This window comes from Curtobacterium sp. PhB190 (assembly GCF_004365385.1).
In the GTDB taxonomy this organism is placed as follows: Bacteria; Actinomycetota; Actinomycetes; order Actinomycetales; family Microbacteriaceae; genus Curtobacterium.
The window spans coordinates 224887-240586 of the sequence record NZ_SODN01000008.1 but is presented as its reverse complement, the minus strand read 5'-3'; the positions used below and the strand labels follow the sequence as shown (position 1 = coordinate 240586).

15 protein-coding genes are annotated in these 15700 nt (G+C 71.0%); 5 read left to right on the top strand and 10 right to left on the bottom strand.

Annotated elements, in window-relative coordinates; all coding sequences use genetic code 11:
• The first annotated feature begins 71 nt into the window (after positions 1-71).
• The 3 genes from EDF47_RS15005 to EDF47_RS14995 all read left to right on the top strand — a co-directional run bounded on the left by EDF47_RS15005 (position 72) and on the right by EDF47_RS14995 (position 2001).
• Positions 72-668 carry a nitroreductase family protein gene (locus EDF47_RS15005; protein ID WP_111086179.1) on the top strand — a complete coding sequence of 199 codons (597 nt, stop codon included), beginning with the start codon at positions 72-74 and terminating at the stop codon, positions 666-668.
• A gap of 70 nt (positions 669-738) precedes the next feature.
• Positions 739-1152 carry a hotdog domain-containing protein gene (locus EDF47_RS15000; protein WP_111086180.1) on the top strand — a complete coding sequence of 138 codons (414 nt, stop codon included), beginning with the start codon at positions 739-741 and terminating at the stop codon, positions 1150-1152.
• A 90-nt stretch (positions 1153-1242) separates the two neighbouring features.
• Complete coding sequence (locus tag EDF47_RS14995; protein ID WP_133937464.1) at positions 1243-2001, top strand: HAD-IIB family hydrolase; 759 nt, start codon at positions 1243-1245, stop codon at positions 1999-2001.
• Positions 2002-2038: 37 nt separating this feature from the next.
• Here the strand turns inward: EDF47_RS14995 and EDF47_RS14990 are convergent, their stop codons facing one another.
• Both EDF47_RS14990 and EDF47_RS14985 read right to left on the bottom strand, forming a co-directional pair.
• Positions 2039-2662: a phosphoribosylanthranilate isomerase gene (locus EDF47_RS14990; protein ID WP_123293557.1), complete on the bottom strand. Its 624-nt coding sequence runs from the start codon at positions 2660-2662 to the stop codon at positions 2039-2041.
• A gap of 49 nt (positions 2663-2711) precedes the next feature.
• Complete coding sequence (locus tag EDF47_RS14985; protein WP_133937467.1) at positions 2712-3764, bottom strand: serine/threonine-protein kinase; 1053 nt, start codon at positions 3762-3764, stop codon at positions 2712-2714.
• Between the two features lie 201 nt (positions 3765-3965).
• Between EDF47_RS14985 and EDF47_RS14980 the strand changes: the two genes are divergently transcribed.
• The gene (locus tag EDF47_RS14980; RefSeq protein WP_123293555.1) at positions 3966-4169 is read left to right on the top strand and encodes a DUF2945 domain-containing protein; all 204 of its coding nucleotides are present in this window, start codon (positions 3966-3968) and stop codon (positions 4167-4169) included.
• 11 nt (positions 4170-4180) lie between these two features.
• On the opposite strand, the gene EDF47_RS14975 is transcribed toward EDF47_RS14980, so the two are convergent.
• The gene (locus tag EDF47_RS14975; RefSeq protein WP_228504475.1) at positions 4181-4939 is read right to left on the bottom strand and encodes a DedA family protein; all 759 of its coding nucleotides are present in this window, start codon (positions 4937-4939) and stop codon (positions 4181-4183) included.
• A 51-nt stretch (positions 4940-4990) separates the two neighbouring features.
• Entirely contained in the window at positions 4991-6166 is a 1176-nt protein-coding gene (locus EDF47_RS14970) for an ROK family transcriptional regulator (protein ID WP_166673243.1), read from the bottom strand.
• A 36-nt stretch (positions 6167-6202) separates the two neighbouring features.
• On the opposite strand from EDF47_RS14970, the gene EDF47_RS14965 reads away from it, so the two are divergent.
• Positions 6203-7948 carry a beta-N-acetylhexosaminidase gene (locus EDF47_RS14965; protein ID WP_133937471.1) on the top strand — a complete coding sequence of 582 codons (1746 nt, stop codon included), beginning with the start codon at positions 6203-6205 and terminating at the stop codon, positions 7946-7948.
• Positions 7949-8234: 286 nt separating this feature from the next.
• Here EDF47_RS14965 and EDF47_RS14960 read toward each other — a convergent pair whose 3' ends face one another.
• From EDF47_RS14960 to EDF47_RS14935, 6 genes are all read right to left on the bottom strand, one after another.
• Positions 8235-10301, bottom strand: a complete 2067-nt coding sequence (locus tag EDF47_RS14960; protein WP_123937437.1) for a fructose-specific PTS transporter subunit EIIC — start codon at positions 10299-10301, stop codon at positions 8235-8237.
• 92 nt (positions 10302-10393) lie between these two features.
• Positions 10394-11389 (bottom strand): hexose kinase, encoded by a 996-nt coding sequence (locus EDF47_RS14955; RefSeq protein ID WP_123937436.1) that lies wholly within the window; start codon positions 11387-11389, stop codon positions 10394-10396.
• Positions 11386-12174, bottom strand: coding sequence for a DeoR/GlpR family DNA-binding transcription regulator (locus tag EDF47_RS14950; protein WP_131881207.1), 789 nt, complete (start codon positions 12172-12174; stop codon positions 11386-11388). The genes EDF47_RS14955 and EDF47_RS14950 overlap by 4 nt, the downstream gene beginning before the upstream one ends.
• 275 nt (positions 12175-12449) lie before the next feature.
• Positions 12450-13307, bottom strand: coding sequence for a carbohydrate ABC transporter permease (locus EDF47_RS14945; protein ID WP_243650121.1), 858 nt, complete (start codon positions 13305-13307; stop codon positions 12450-12452).
• Positions 13304-14347 (bottom strand): sugar ABC transporter permease, encoded by a 1044-nt coding sequence (locus EDF47_RS14940; protein WP_131881209.1) that lies wholly within the window; start codon positions 14345-14347, stop codon positions 13304-13306. The genes EDF47_RS14945 and EDF47_RS14940 overlap by 4 nt, the downstream gene beginning before the upstream one ends.
• A 3-nt stretch (positions 14348-14350) precedes the next feature.
• On the bottom strand, positions 14351-15676 hold the full coding sequence (locus EDF47_RS14935; RefSeq protein ID WP_131881211.1) for a sugar ABC transporter substrate-binding protein: 1326 nt from the start codon (positions 15674-15676) through the stop codon (positions 14351-14353).
• Between the last annotated feature and the right edge of the window lie 24 nt (positions 15677-15700).

Sequence of the window (15700 nt, the reverse complement as noted above, 5' to 3'; positions counted from 1 at the left end):
CGTCCATCCTTGCACCATGTGACGTCGCTCAGGTCGGAAATGCGTTCGCATCGAATACCGTTGCAGGCACCATGACCTCGACGAACGCCGACACCCTCACCCGGTCCACCGACTCCAGCCAGCCCCTCGTACCCCTGCTCGAAGAGCGCTGGAGCCCCCGTTCCTACGACGAGACCGCGACGATCTCGGACGAGCAGTTCGACGCCGTCCTCGAGGCCGCCCGCTGGGCTGCGTCGGCCATGAACTTCCAGCCCCGCCGCTTCATCGCGGGCCGTCGTGGCACCGAGACGTTCCGCAAGATCAACGAGAACCTGCTCGGCTTCAACGCCGCCTGGGCCTTCCGTGCCAGCGCCCTGGTCGTCGGCGTGCTCGAGACCGTGACCGAAGACGGCGACGAGCGTCCCTTCGCGCAGTACGACCTCGGCCAGTCGCTCGCGGCGCTCACCGTCCAGGCGCACGCCGAGGGCCTGCACGTGCACCAGATGGCGGGCATCGACGCCGCCGGCCTGCGCGCCGCGTTCGACCTGCCGGAGCGCTTCCTGCCCTTCACCGTGACCGCCATCGGCACCGTCGCGCACCCGTCGCAGCTCGACGAGAAGGCGGCCGAGCGCGAGGTCGCACCGCGCACCCGCCTGCCCCTCGACGAGGTCGTGCTCGTCAAGGAGTAGTCCTCGCGACATCCGCGGCGGCGCCCGCTCCCGTCCAGGGAGCGGGCGCCGCCGCGTAGTATGTCGTGACATGCAGCCCGAGATGAACTTCTACACCCGCAAGTGGGTCCGCCCCGAGGACCTCAACGCCAACGGCACCCTGTTCGGCGGCAGCCTGCTCCGCTGGATCGACGAAGAGGCCGCGGTCTACGCGATCATCCAGCTCGGCAACGGCAAGGTCGTCACGAAGTACATGTCGGAGATCGAGTTCGTGTCCTCGGCGAAGGAGGGCGACATCGTCGAGATCGGCCTCGTCGCCACCCGCTTCGGCCGCAGCTCGCTCACGATGCGGGCCGAGGCGCGCAACCTCTTCACGCACCGCAGCATCCTCACCATCGACGAGGTCGTGTTCGTGAACCTCGACGACGACGGCAACCCGGCGCCGCACGGCTACACGGACATCACGTACGACCGCGACCGGGTCCCCGCGACGCACCGCGCCTGACCCGCGTGACCCCGCAGACATCGCGCAGCAGTCGCGTGCGGTGAGCACAGCACCCGGCACGTGATCGGTGGCCTCTGGCAGGATCGGGGCATGACCACGCCCCGCCTCGTCGCCTTCGACCTGGACGACACCCTCGCCCCGTCGAAGTCCTCCCTCGACCCCCGCATGCTCGAGACCTTCGCGTCCCTGCTCGAGGTCGTGCCGGTCGCGGTCATCTCCGGCGGCAACTTCACGCAGTTCGAGCAGCAGCTCGTCACCCCGCTCCGCCACCGCGACGGCCTGACCCTCGACGACCTGCACCTGCTGCCGACCTGCGGCACGCGGTACTACCGCTGGTCCGACGACGACTGGACCCTGCAGTACGCCGAGGACCTCACCGACGACCAGAAGGCACGCGCCCTCGCAGCGGTCGAGTCCGTCGCGAAGGACGCCGGCTACTGGGAGTCCGAGACCTGGGGCGACATCCTCGAGGACCGCGGGTCGCAGATCACGTTCTCCGCGCTCGGCCAGGCCGCTCCGGTCGACGTCAAGAAGCAGTGGGACCCGACCGGCGCGAAGAAGGACGACCTCCGTCGCCGGGTGCAGGCGGAGCTCCCCGACCTCGAGGTCCGATCCGGCGGCTCGACCAGCGTCGACATCACCCGCAAGGGCATCGACAAGGCGTACGGCATGCAGCGTCTCGCCGAGATCACCGGCATCGCGCTCGACGACATGCTCTTCGTCGGCGACCGGCTCGACCCCGAGGGCAACGACTACCCGGTGAAGGCCCTCGGTGTGCCGTGCCACGCGGTCGAGGGCTGGGAGGACACCGACGCCTTCCTGACCGAGCTCATCCCGACCCTGCGCTGACCGCGCGGCAGCCGACGGCGCGGCAGCTGACCGCGCGTCAGCCCAGGCTGCGGACGGCCTCGACGAACGCGCGGATCTTGGCCGGGTCCTTCACGCCGCGCTCGGACTCCACGCCGCTCGACACGTCGACACCGTCGGGGTCGAGCGCCTCGACCGCGGCGACGACGTTGGCGGGGGTCAGGCCGCCCGCCAGGATCCAGGCCTCGTCGATCCCGCCCTCGATCACGGCGGGGTCGATCAGCCGACCGCTGCCCGGCACGGCGGCGTCGAGCAACAGCAGGTCGTGGTCGTACGATGCGCGCTGCTCGGCGGTCTCACGCAGGTAGTCCTCGGCCGCGAGGGCCCGGATGGTGAAGAAGCCGGCGTCGCGGGCCCGGGCGAAGTCGGTCGCGGCTTCGCCACCGTGCAGCTGCAGGGTGGTGAGCCCGACCTCGGACGCGATGCCGACGATCTCGTCGATCTTCTGGTCGCGGAAGACCCCGACGGCGTCGATGCCGTCCGGCAGCCGTTCGACGAGTTCCTTCGCCAGGTCGGCCGTCACGGTGCGGGGGCTGTTCGCGGCGAAGACGAACCCGACCGCGTCGGCGCCCGCGTCGACGGCGGCGTCCACGGTGTCGGGCGTCGACAGGCCGCAGATCTTGATCCAGCGCTGGTCGGTCATGCTGTCCATCCTGCCAGGGACCACGGACGAACGGGACGAGCTCGCGACGTCAGTGCAGCACGCCGGCGACGTAGGCGGAGCCGCACGCGACCAGCACGCCGAACGCCGCGAACGAGCCGACGAGCACGTTCCGCCGACGCCAGCGGCGGACGGCCGAGAAGGTCCCGCGCTTCGCGTGCCGGTGGGCCGCACGGTGCGTCCGGTGGTCGCGCTGGTGCTTGACGCGCTCGGGTCCGAGCGGCACCGGGCCGGTGACCTGCGTGGAGCCGCCCCGCAGGGCGTTCGCGATCGCCACCGCGGTCGGACGACGCTCCGGGTCGCGGGCGGTCATCCGGCTGAGCAGTTCGCGCCACTCCGAGGCGACGTCGTCGGGGATCACGGGGTCGTGCCGCAGGCGGGCCAGTGCCGCCTCGATCAGGGTGCCGGAGTACTCCTGCTTGCCGGTCAGGGACTCGAGCAGCACCAGCCCGAGCGAGTACACGTCGGTGGCGAAGCTGATCGGCTCACCGGCGACCTGCTCAGGGCTCAGGTACGCCGCCGTGCCGATGATCGTGCCGTCGTTCGTCAGGCGCGAGCCGTCGACGAAGTGCGCGACGCCGAAGTCGGTGAGCTTCACGGTCCGGGCGAAGCCGGACGAGCCCTCGTCGCTGATCAGGATGTTGGCGGGCTTGACGTCCCGGTGCACGATGCCGCGCGAGTGCACGTAGGCCAGGGCATCGGCGAGCTGGGCGCCGAGGTCGGCCACCTCGTAGTTGTGCAGGGCCCCCTCGGACAGTCGGCGCAGCAGCGTCGTGTCGGCGATGAGCTCCATCACGATGAACCGGTGCGGGCCGTCGGGGAAGTCGTGCGTGCCGGCGTCGTAGAGCGGGATGAGCCCGGGGTGCGACAGCATGCTGAGGAGCCGGATCTCGCGCTCCTGACGGACGCGATCGGCCGTCGTCATCTTGTCCGGCGTCGCGAAGAGCTTCACGGCGACGGCGCGGTACGTGTGCTCGTCGCGGGCTTCGTAGACGGTCCCCATGCCACCCGTGCCGATGAGCTTCACCAGTCGGTACCGGCCCGACAGGACCGTCTCCGTCCGCAAGCCGTCCAGCAGGGTCATGGTGTCCGTCGTTCCGTCGGGAGCCGCAGGTTCCGCGGCTGCTGCCGGCGTGTTGGCTCACGAGAAACGGTACGCGTCCGACCCCGCTTTTGGGCGGGTGTTATGACATCGTGATCGGCGTACTTCCCTGTGTTCATGCGGATGCATCAGGGTACCGTTCGACGTCCGACCGGGGTGAGCGATCACGCAAGGAGGACAGCGATGGCACTGACGAAAGGTGACGAGGTGCACTGGAACACCTCGCAAGGGAAGACGACCGGGAAACTCGTGCGGAAGCGCACGAGCGACTTCGAGTTCGACGGTCAGACGTTCAAGCCGACCGACGACGATCCGTACTGGATCGTCGAGTCGGAGAAGAGCGGCAAGCAGGCCGCGCACAAGGAGTCGGCGCTGACCAAGGCCTGACGACGACCGGCTCAGTCGCGGGCGGGCTCGGCGCGACGACGACCTCGTGCGCCCCCGCTCGCGGCACCGTCGCCGTTGCCGCCACCGTCCGCGCGACGGTCTGCCCGCCACCGTCGCACCCGCCGGACCACGAACGTCACCACGACGACCGCGATCGCGACGTAGAGCACCCGGTCGATCCACTCGGTGTACTGCTCGACGCGGTCGTACTGGGAGCCGAAGGCAGCACCGAGCAGCACCAGGGCGCTGTTCCAGATGCCGCTCGCGATGATCGTGAACACCGAGAACGTGCCGAGGTGCATGCGGTCAGCGCCCGCGGGCAAGGAGATGAGGCTCCGCACGATCGGGACGAAGCGGCCGAAGAACACGGCGCTCTTGCCGTGCCGGTGGAACCACGCGGCGGCCTTGCGGAAGTCGTCCTCGTCGACCAGGGGGAGCTTGCCGAACCACCGCGTGGTGCGCTCGAACCCGATCTTCGCGCCGAGCCAGTAGAGCACCAGCGCACCGAGGTAGGACCCGAGCGTCGCCAGCACGAGGACGAGCACGAGGTTCATCTGCCCGGCGCCCGCCAGGAACCCGGCCAGCGGCAGGATGAGCTCGGACGGGATCGGCGGGAACACCGTCTCGATGAAGAGCATGAGCGCGACGCCCCACTCCCCCAGGGCGTCGATGATCTGGAGCACGAGGCCGGAGAGTCCGCCCAGGTCCGAGGGAGCGGTGGAGTCGCCGGTGGCGACGGTCATGGCACGGGCGGTCACGGCAGTCGTCATGCCCCCAGCATCCCTGAGCGCCCTGTCAGGACCCGGCGCGGTACCTGAACGTCAGCCGAGTCCCATGTGCGAGGTCCGCACGTGCGTCAACGACCGCGCGAGGGCACCGCGGGCGACGGCGTCACGACCGACCGTCGACGGGACGATCTCGACGGGGTGCCGGAGCTGGGGTGTGACGACCGCGGCGAGCGCCTCGGCGAACACCGGTGCCGCCGGCAGGACCTCGCCCCCGACGACCACGACCTCGGGGTCGATCGTCGTGACGAGCTGCACGACACCCGGTGCCACGTCGTCCGCGAAGGCGCGGACGACGTCGACCGCCGCCGGGTCCGGACCGTCCTCGCCGACGCGACCCGGCGCTGCGCCCCCGCGCCCGGCCGCGGCGAAGACCGACTCGAGGTCCGTGTCGGACGCGATCCGGGCCTCCAGGCGGGCCGGCGCACCGGGCCACCCGGTCGAGGCCAGGCCGCCCATCTCGCCAGCCGCACCGCGCGCCCCGCGCGCCAACGCCCCGTCGATGACGTAGGCCGCACCGATCTGCCGACCCATCACCAGGTACAGGCTATCCTGGACGCCCCGGAAGCGCCCCCACATCGCCTCGGCGGTGGCGGCGAGCTTGGCGTCGTTGTCGAAGAACGTCGCGATGCCGGGGAAGAGGTCCTGGATCCGGCCGGGCACGCGGCGCTCGACCCACTCGGGCACCGCGACCGTGTAGTCGATCTCGCCGGCGCGGTCGACGACGGCGGGGACGCCGAACGTGGCGGCGAGGACCGGGGACGCCTCCGAGCCGGCCGTCAGGCGGCGGACCACGTCCTGCACGCTCGTCCAGGCCTGCTCCGCGTCGGCGAGGTCGGCGTAGCGCTCCTCGACCCGGGTGAGGGTGTTCCCGCGCAGGTCGGCGCGGATGCCGACGATGCCGTGCAGTCCGAGGTCGACGCCGAGCACGGAACCGGCGGTGGCGTCCGCGGCGAAGCGCTTGGCCCGGCGGCCGGCCTTGTTCGGGGTGGCGATCGCCTCGGCCTCGGTCACCCAGCCCTCGTCGACCAGGTCCGCCAGCGCCGCCTCGACCGTGGGGCGGGAGAGCCCGACGGTGCGGCTGAGCTCGGTCACGGTGCGCGACGCGTCGTCGCGCAGGAGCTCGTCGAGGATGGCGCGGGAGTTCATGAGTCGGAGCACGCCCGGCGTCGTCCCCACGACACTCGGGATCGTTGACACGGTCTCGTCCACGGCCATAGCCTCCACATTACGAAAGATCATTGAGGAATGGTGGACTCCAACATGCTCATCCCACGACCGCGCCGCGCCGTTCCCGGTACCGGCGCCTTCGAGATCACCCCGTCGACCCGCATCGCAGCGGACGCAGCGAGCGGATCGGTCCGACTGTACCTGCAGCAGACGCTCCGGGCGTCGACCGGCCAGCCGGTCCGCGACGCAGCGGAAGACGGGGCGCTCGACGGGGCGGCCTCCGCCGACGGGTCGGTCCGGACGGGCGTCATCTCGTTGCGCGTCACCGACGATCCCTCCCTTCCCGCCGGCCCGCCGTCGCCCGAGGGCGAGCGCGCCGAGTCCTTCCGCCTGACCGTCACACCCGACGGTGTGGACGTCGCAGGCGGCTCGGCCGCCGGCGTGTTCTACGGCGTCCAGGCCCTCCTCCAGCTGCTGCCCGCCGACGTGTACCGCAGCGGCCGCGTCGGCACCGGTCCGTGGTCCGTCGCGTCGACCATCGTCGAGGACGCCCCCGCCTTCGCCTGGCGCGGCGTCATGCTCGACGTCGCCCGGCACTTCCGCACCAAGCACGAGGTCATGCGCGTCGTCGACCAGCTCGCGGCGCACCGGATCAACCGGCTGCACTTCCACCTGACGGAGGACCAGGGCTGGCGCATCGAGATCCGGAAGTACCCGCGCCTGACCGAGGTCGGGTCCTGGCGCCGCGAGTCCCAGGTGGGCGCGCACGTCCCCGACGCCGACGGTGTGCTGCACCCCGCAGCGTTCGACGGCCGCCCGCACGGCGGGTACTACACGCAGGACGACATCCGCGAGATCGTCGCCTACGCAGCGGACCGGTTCGTCACCGTCGTCCCCGAGATCGAGACGCCCGGACACGTCCGTGCCGCCTTGGCCGCCTACCCGTCGCTCGGCGTGCACCCCGAGACGCCGGTGGAGGTCTGGACCGAGTGGGGCATCGCCGACGACGTCCTGAACGCCGACGACAGCACCGTCGACTTCTTCAAGGACGTCCTCGACGAGGTCATCGCGCTCTTCCCCTCCCGCTACATCGGCATCGGCGGCGACGAGTGCCCGAAGGTGCAGTGGGTCGAGGACCCCCGCACGCAGGAGCGCATGCGTTCACTCGGGCTCGAGGACGAAGAGCAGCTGCAGGCCTGGATCATCGGGCAGCTCGCGGCACACGTCGCCTCGCACGGGCGGCAGGCGTTCGGCTGGGACGAGATCCTCGAGGGCGGCACGCTCGACCCCTCGGCGACCATCGTGTCGTGGCGCGGTCTGACCGGCGCCCGGACGGCGGCGAAGCGCGGGCACGACGTGATCTCGTCGCCCGACGACCAGGCCTACCTCGACTACCGCCAGAGCGACCTGGCGACCGAACCGATCCCGGTGTCCATCGTGCTGACGGTCGACGACGTCTTCGGGTTCGACCCGGTGCCGTCCGGCCTGACCGAGTCCGAGCGCGCCCACGTCATCGGCGGCCAGGGCAACATGTGGACGGAGCACGTCGACACCGCCCGGAAGCTCGACTACCAGCTGTTCCCGCGGGTGGCCGCCCTGGCCGAGGCGCTCTGGTCGGCGGACGTCACCGGTCCGCGCGACGTCGCCGAGTTCCGCGGGCGGCTGGCCGAGCACACCGCGCGGCTCGAGGCGATGGGGATCGAGTACCGGCACGAGGCCGGGCCGTTCCCGTGGGAGCAGCGGCCGGGGGTCCCGGGGCGGCCGCACTCGCGCGAGGACCGCGCCGCCTACATCGACGCGGTGACAGCGAACATCGCCGAGTAGCGAGCGCCCCGGCGCGCGGGCGTGCTCACGCGCGCACGCCTGCCCCTTCTCGCCGCGCCGAGGTTCCACGACCCGCCGCTCACTTCCGCCGAGGTTCCACGAACGGCCGCGCATGCCCCCGAGGTTCCGAGATCTCGGAACCTCACGGGGTGGGTGCGACCGCGGACGGACGGGAGGCCCGGTGCCAGCTGGCACCCCTCCCTCGCAAGCTCGGTCGGCGCGCCCCGCGCAACGCTTCGCGTTGCCGCTGAGCGGGGCGCGCCCGTCCGACAGGTGGTGACGTCGACTACACGGCGACGGCCACGCGGTCGTCTGCCGTCTCGGACACGGCGGCGTCCGCCGCCGGGGCCCGGCGCACGAACTTCTTCAGCCCGACGAGCACCAGCGCGGACACGATCGTGCCGGCCAGGATCGCGACGATGAACATCGCGACGTCCCCGATGGCGAAGAACACGAAGATCCCACCGTGCGGCGCCCGCGAGGTCACACCGGCCGCCATCGAGATCGCACCCGTGACCGCGGCACCGACCATCGACGCCGGGATGACGCGCAGCGGGTCGGCTGCGGCGAACGGGATCGCTCCCTCGGAGATGAAGGACGCCCCGAGCAGCCAGGCGGCCTTGCCGTTCTCGCGCTCGGGCTTCGTGAAGCCCTTGCGGTACAGGACGGTCGACGCGAGTGCCAGGGCGAGCGGCGGCACCATGCCGGCAGCCATCACGGCAGCCATGATCTCGAACGGCACGACGTTGGTGGCGGTCCCGGCGCCGAGCCCGGCGACGGCGAACGCGTAGGCGACCTTGTTGACCGGGCCGCCGAGGTCGAAGGCCATCATCAGGCCGAGGATGATGCCGAGCAGGATCGCCGAGGCGCCGGACAGCGAGTTGAGGAACTCGGTCAGCTGGGTCATGAGCCAGGCGATCGGTCCACCGAGCACGAGCAGCATGAGGCCGGAGGCGATGATCGAGGCGAACAGCGGGATGATCACGACGGGCATCAGGCCACGCAGCCAGCGCCAGGTCGGGATGCGACCGATCCAGTACGCCGCGGCACCGGCGATGAGGCCACCGATCAGGCCACCGAGGAACCCGGCGTTCATGAAGACGGCGATGGAACCGGCGACGAAGCCGGGCGCGATGCCGGGTCGGTCGGCCATGGCGTAGGCGATGTACCCGGCGAGCGCTGCGACGAGGAAGCCGAGCGACACGGAGCCGATCTGGAACGCGGCGGCACCGAGGTAGTAGCGCAGCCCCTCCGGCGGCAGGTCGACCAGGTTGTAGTGCTGGAGCGCGAAGACCGCGTTGTTCACGCCGTCGTCACCGTGGGTGAGCGCGATGCCGTAGCCGGCGAGCAGGAAGCCGAGCGCGATGAGCAGCCCGCCGCCCGCGACGAACGGGATCATGTAGCTGACGCCGGTGAGCAGCCAGCGCTTGAGCGCTTGGCCGAAGTGCTCGTTCTTGGCGGTGGACGCACCGTCGACGGCTGCACCGCCCTGGACGCGTGCGGCGTTCGGGTCGTCCGAGGCACGGATGGCCTCGGCGATCATCTTGTCGGGCTCGTCGACGCCGCGCTTGACGGGGCCCGAGACGAGCGGCTTGCCGGCGAAGCGACCGCGGTCGCGGACGTCGACGTCGACCGCGAACACGACGGCGTCGGCGCGGGCGATGAGGGCCGGGTCGAGGGGCTCGACCTGCGAGGACCCCTGGGTCTCGACGTGCATCTCGGCACCGGCGCGCTGCGCCGCGGCGACGAGGGCGTCGGCCGCCATGTAGGTGTGCGCGATGCCGGTCGGGCAGGCGGTGACGCCGACGAAGACCTTGCGGCCCGGCGCGGGTGCGGCGGTCGGACTGGAGGCGCTGCTCGCCTTCCCGACGCCGGCTTCGGACACCTCGCCGCTCACCTCGCGGTCGACGAGCTGGACGATCTCGTCCGGGGTGGCTGCGGCGCGCAGGGCGGCGGTGAAGTCGTCGCGGATGAGCGCACGGGCCAGGGTCGAGAGGACCGTCAGGTGGTCCTTGTCGGCCCCTTCGGGTACGGCGATCATGAACACGATGTCGGCGTCGCCGTCCGGGGCGCCGAACGACACCTTCCGGGCGAGACGCGCGAACGCCAGGGTCGGCTCGGACACCGACGCCGATCGGGCGTGCGGGATCGCGATGCCGCCGGGAACCCCGGTGCCGACGCTGGCCTCACGCTTGATGGCGTCCTCGGCCAGGACCCGGCCGTCGGCGGCGCGGCCGGTCGCGGCGACGCGGTCGGCGAGGACGCGGATGACGTCGGCCGAGGTGGCACCGAGGTCCTCGTCGAGGCCGACGAGCTGGGCGCTGATGAGGCGCGGACTCGAGTCTGCGGACATGTGCTTGCTCCTTCGCAATGGCGCTGATCGCGCGGGTCGTGCAGGTGTTCGGGGAGTGGGGGTGTTCGTGGAGTGGGGGTGTTCGGGCGGGGTCAGGCGGGCTCGGGTGCCGGGTGCGTCGTGAGCACCCGGACCGAGATCGCCGTCGGGTCGGTGTGGTCGAGGGCCGGCACGTCGCTGCCGGGCAGGGCTGCGGCGGCGGCTCCGGTCGCGACGGCCTGGGCGAGGCGCTGCTCGGGGGACGCTCCGGCCACCTCGGCGAGCAGGTAGCCCGCGAGCGAGGAGTCCCCCGCGCCGACGGTGGAGCGGGCGACGATCCGCGGTGCTGCGGCGGCGAAGGCGCCCTCGTCCGACACCAGTACGGCGCCGGCGCTGCCGAGGGTCAGCAGCACCGAGCCGACGTTCCGGTCGCGTAACCGCTCGGCAGCGGCCACGGCGGCGTCGAGGTCCTGCTCGTAGGTGTCGGGGTCGCCGCCGACGACCTCGGCGAGCTCCTCGGCGTTCGGCTTGACCAGGTCGATCCGCTCGCCGGACTGCAGCAGTGCGGTGAACGGGACGCCGGACGAGTCGACCGCGATCCGGACGTCCTCACCGTGGCGTGCGCGGACGGCGCGGACGAGCACGGCGAGCGCGTCGTCGGGGAGTCCGGGCGGGAGCGATCCGGCGAAGACCACCCAGCGGGCGGCGGGTCCGGTGGCGGTCGCCGCGGCCGTGTCGGCGACCAGGTCGGCCAGGTCGTCCAGCCGGCCGGCGAGCGAGGGACCGGGCTCGTTGAGCTTCGTGGTGGTGCCGGTCGGCTCGGTCACGGTGACGTTCGAGCGGAGCGGCGCACCGATCGGCAGGGCGGCGGTCGGGATGCCGCGCGTGGCGAGGCCGAGCAGCACGGGGTCGAGCTCGTCGCCGGGCAGCACGGCGATGGTGTCCCCACCGCTCGCGACCACGACGCGGGACACGTTGACGCCCTTGCCGCCGGGCTCCGCGGTGGAGCGGATGGCACGCTGGACGGCGCCGCGCTGCAGTTCGCCGGAGAGCTCGATGGTGCGGTCGAGGCTCGGGTTCGGCGTGACGGTGACGATGCGGCGGCTCATGCGACGACGACCTCGACGTCGGCGTCGGTCAGGGCGCCGGCGAGGTCGGCCGGCGGCTCCTGGTCGGTGACCACGGTGTCGATCTCGTCGAGCCGGGCGAAGCGCATCAGGGCCTCGACCCCGTGCTTCGCGGCGTCGGCGAGCACGACGGCTCGGCGGGCGGCGAGGACGTAGGCGCCCTTGACCGCGGCCTCGTACTCGTCCGGGGTGCTCAGCCCGAAGCCGGCGGACAGGCCGTTCGTGCCGACGAACGCGATGTCGGGCCGCAGGGCGCTGATCTGCTCGACGGTGGCGGTCCCGACGGCGGCGCTCGTGACCCCGCGCACCCGGCCACCGAGCAGGTGCAGCTCGACGTGCTCGCTGTGCTGCAGGGTCGCGGCGATCGGGACGGAGTTCGTGATGACGGTGAGGGTCGCGCCGGCGGTGGCGGGCTCCCAGCGTGCGAGTTCGGCGGCGGCGGCGGCGCAGGTGGTGCCGGCGTCGATCGCGATCGAGCCGGTGAAGGTCGAGGGCACCAGGCGCATCGCGGCTCGGGCGATCTCGGACTTCGCGGAACCGTGCTGCCCTTCGCGCTCGGCGACGGAGAGTTCGACGACGCTCGAGCGGCCGATGGGCACCGCTCCCCCGTGCACGCGGCGCAGGACCCCGGCGGACTCGAGGGTGTCGAGGTCACGGCGCACGGTCTCGGTGGTGACGTCGAAGTGCTCGGCCAGATCGGCGACGGAGACCCGGCCGGCGTCCTGCAGCGCTGCTGCGATCGCGTCGTGCCGCTCGGTTGCGTACATGCCCGAACTCCTTCGTTCCCGTGGGTTTCAGGAACCATAAGCCACAAACCCACACAAACACAACCACCCGCACTCGTCCCGCTCCCCCGCTCCGTCCCCGCCCCCTCCCCCGAGGTTCCGAAATCTCGGCATCTCGCGGCGCCCACAGCCCGTCCGTGGAACCTCGGCGTCCAGCACGCGGCATGTCGTGGAACCTCGACGGACGGCACACGCACGAACGCCCCACACGCACGAACACCCCGCCGCGTGTGCGACGGGGTGTTCGGTCGAGCGCGTCAGCCCTTGACGGCTCCCGCGGTCATGCCGCTGACCAGGCGACGCTGCACGATGAGGAAGAAGACGACCACGGGGATCGAGAACAGCACGCTCGCCGCCATCAGCCCGCCGAAGTCCGTGCCCTTGTTCGTCGAGAAGCCCGCGAGCCAGACCGGCAGCGTGTACATCCCCTGGTCCTTGAGCATCACGTACGCGATCAGGTAGTCGTTCCACGCCGCGATGAACGCGAACACGCTCGTGGCGATGACTCCCGGCATCACGAGCGGGAACAGCACGCTCCACAGGATCCGGAAGGTGCCGGCCCCGTCGACCTTCGCGGCCTCCTCGATCTCGACGGGTACAGCTACGAAGAACCCGCGCATCACCCAGATCGAGAACGGCAGCACGCTCGCGACGTACGCCAGGATCAGCCCGACGTAGCTGTTGAGCAGACCGAGCGTCTGGAACGACAGGAACAGCGGGATGAGCAGTGCGCCCGACGGGATCATCTGCACGAACAGGATGCCGACCAGGATCGCCCGCCGCCCGCGGAACCGGAACCGCGACAGCGCCGCCGACGCCAGGAACCCGACCACGATCGACAGCAGCACGGCGGCCACCACGACGATGGTCGAGTTCCGCAGGTAGACGAGGAAGCCCTCTTGGGTGAGCGCGCGCGTGAAGTTGTCGAGCGTGGGGTGCAGCGGTGCCCAGATCGGGGTCATGGTGGTGACCTCGTCCGCCGGCTTGAAGGCGGTGTTCACCATCCAGTAGATCGGGAACACCCACACCAGGCAGAACACCACCGCGATGGTGTTCGCCACCACGCGCGGCTTCCGCTTCCGCGCCCGCACCGGCGCAGCATTCGAGACGGTCACAGGTCCTCCTCCCCGCTGCGGACGAGCCGGCGGATGTAGTAGCTGGTGAGCGCGCCGAGGATCACGGTAGAGATGACGGCGATCGCGGCGCCCTGGCCGTACGCGTTGGAGACGAACGACTTCACGAACGTCCAGATGCCGAGCGTCAGGGTGGCCTCTTCCGGACCACCCCTCGTGAGCAACCAGATCTGGTTGAAGACGTTGAAGTCCCAGATCACCGACAGGATCGACACGAGCAGCAGCGTCGGGGCGAGCGCCGGCAGCGTGATCGCGCGGTACATCGTCCACGTCGAGGCACCGTCGAGCGCCCCGGCCTCGTAGTACTCCGGCGCGATCTGGGACTGTGCGGCGTAGAGCGTCAGGGCGACGAACGGCACGGCCTGCCAGATCACGAGCGTGAGCACGATCGTGTACGCCTGCCCGGGGTGCGACGCCCAGTTGTCCTGCGTGTGGTCGCCGAACACCCGCAGCTGCGTGATGAGCCAGTTGAGCACGCCGTAGAAGGGCTGGAACAGCCACTGCCACACCAGGCTCGAGGCGACGTTCGGCATCGCCCAGGCCAGCACGAGCACGACGCTGACCACGGTGCGCATCGCGACGCCCAACCGGGTCAGCAGCTGCGCGACGCCCATCCCGATGACGATCGTGCCGAGCACCATCGCTCCGGTGACCAGGACGGTGCGCAGGATGACCGGCCAGAACGAGGCGTCGGTCAGGACGTTCGTGTAGTTCGAGACCCCCGCGAACCCGGCTTCCCCGGTGAAGATCGCCCTGAGTCCGTAGTCCTGGAACGAGATGACGACGAGCCGGACGAGCGGGTAGACGACGAGCGCGAGCAGCAGGATCGCCGCGGGCGCCAGCAGGACGAGCGGTGCGCGCGACGCCACCGCCGACCGACGACGCGCCCCGCGGCCGGGACGGACCGGCCGCCCCGACCCGGCACCGCCGGTGCCCCCGGTGCCCGCGCCCCCGGTCCCCCCGCCGCCGGCGACCGGCTCGGACTGCTCCGAACCGGTCGCCTGCTCTGCAGTGGAGGTCATCGACTACTGCTGCGCGTTCAGCGCGGTCGTGAGGTGCTTCGAGAAGCCCTCGGCGGCCTGCTCCGGCGACTTCCGCCCGGTGGCGATGTCCGCGAACATCGACTGGAACGACGCGTCGCCCTCGATGGTCGCCCAGCCCGGCGTCGCCGGGGTCGGACGGCTCGTGCCCGCTGCCGCGAAGTACGGCTTGTGCAGGGTGTCGACGTCGTCGGCCACGGCGTCGAGCAGCTCGGTCGAGTTCGGCTCCCAGCCGTCCACGCCGAACACCTGGTCCTGCTGGAACTCCTTCGAGGTCAGGATCTTCAGGTAGTACAGCGCGAGGTCCTGGTTGGCGGCCTTCGCCGGGATCCCGAGGTCGGAGCCACCGAGGAACACCGGCTGCGTCTTGCCGTCCGTCTGCGAGGGCATCGGGAACGTGCCGATCTGGTCGGCGAGCGCCGGCTTCGCGGTGGTGATCGAACCGATCTCCCACGCCGAGCCGAGGAACGCCGAGGTGTTGCCCTGCGCGAAGACGTCGCTCTGCGAGGGCTTGTCGGTGTTGATGTCCTGCGTCGACTTCGCGGAGTAGTCGTTCTGGAACGTCTTCCACGCCGTCAGGCCCTGCACGGCGTCGTCGGAGTCGAGCTTCCCGGTCCACTTGCCGTCCTTGTCGGAGGCGATCTCGCCGCCGGCATCCCAGACCCACTGCAGCCCGCCGTACCAGTACTGGCCGGGCATGTAGAAGGCGGAGAAGTCGCTCGCCGTGTTGGCGGCCTTGACCTTGTCCAGGTCGGCGGTGAGCTCGTCGTAGGTGGTCGGCACGTCGGTGACGCCGGCGTCCTTCCAGACCTTCTTGTTGTAGACGACGGCACGGTTGCCGGCGAACAGCGGAGCACCGTAGAGCTTGTCGTCCACCGTGGCCGGCCCCTCGAGCCCGGTGAGCCAGGTCTGGCCGTCCTTGAGTTCGTCGCGGTACGGCGTCAGGTCCATGAGACCGCCGGCCGCTGCGTAGACCGGCACCTGGGTGTTGCCGAGGTCGACCACGTCCGGGGCGTCGTCCTGGGCGAGCGCCGTGGTGAGCTTCGTGGTGATCCCGTCCCACTGCTGGGTCTGGATCTTCACCTTCGCCCCGGTGTCCTTCGTGAACTGCTTCTGAGCTGCGTCGAGGACCTTGTCGCTCAGGTCGCCGTTCATCATCCAGACGGTGATGGTCTTGCCCTTGCCATCGGGTGTGCCGATGGCCTTCGTGCCACCGTCGGAAGCTCCGTTGCTTCCGGCGGAGCACCCGGTGAGGGCGAGCGCGGCCGCCAGGCCGAGCGCACCGAGTGCGGCGAAACGCGTGCGTGTCACGTTGACTCCCTTGGTCCGGCCTTT